A 955-nucleotide genomic window follows, 5' to 3' on the forward strand; every position below is an offset into this window, starting at 1 on the left:
GTACAAGGCGGCGGCCACGATCGCCGGTGCGGCCACCTACCGGGTCGGGCTTTCGGCCACGCCCATCTACAACTACGGCGCGGAGATCTACAACATCGTCGACGTGCTGCGCCCGGGCGCGCTGGGCAGTCGCCAGGAGTTCGCGCGGGAGTGGTGCCACACCTCGGGGTTGGACACCAAGACACGCGTGTATGACCCGCTGGCGTTGCGGTCGCATCTGACCTCGCAGGGATTGTTGCTGCGGCGCACGCTCGAAGAGGTCGGTATCGAGATCCCACCGATCATCCCGATCGAGCAGTCGGTGCCCTCGGACCCGAAGGTTCTCAGCAAGATCGAAGGCAACGCGGTGGCGTTGGCGCGGCTGATCTTGGACCAGTCGGCCAACCCGCGGCAGCGGTGGTCGGCGGCCGGGCAGTTCGACTGGATGATGCGCCAGCACACCGGGATTGCGAAGGCACCGTTTGTCGCCGACTTCGTCGATTTGATCCTGCAAAGCGAGCAGCGGGTGATGCTTTTGGGCTGGCATCACGCGGTTCACGACATCTGGGCCGAACGGCTGCGTGTGCACCGGCCGGCGATGTACACGGGGCGCGAGACCAACCGGCAGAAAGAGCGGTCCCTGGCCGATTTCATCGACGGTCGCTCCCGGGTGCTGATCATGTCGCTGCGTTCCGGTGCGGGTATCGACGGCCTGCAGGAAGTGGTCAACACGTTGGTGTTCGGCGAGCTGGACTGGTCGCCGGCGGTGCACAAGCAGGCCATGGGCCGGCCTGGTCGGCCCGGTCAGACCAAGCCGGTGCGCGCGTATTTCTGCACCACCGATTACGGCTCGGATCCGATCCTGCTCGAAACGCTCGACGTCAAGAGCATGCAGGCCGATGGGCTGATTACCGGCACGGGTGACGGTGTGGCCAAGTCCGTGCCCCAGGGGATGACCCCCGAGCGCTACGAGCAG

1 protein-coding gene is annotated in these 955 nt (G+C 65.9%); it reads left to right on the plus strand.

Annotated features, from left to right (window positions below; translation table 11 throughout):
• The coding region (locus IMZ11_RS42560) for a DEAD/DEAH box helicase (RefSeq protein ID WP_228649258.1) at positions 1 to 955 on the plus strand (955 nt) is incomplete at both ends.

It is taken from the genome of Microtetraspora sp. AC03309, assembly GCF_020826795.1.
Lineage (GTDB): Bacteria > Actinomycetota > Actinomycetes > Streptosporangiales > Streptosporangiaceae > Microtetraspora > Microtetraspora glauca.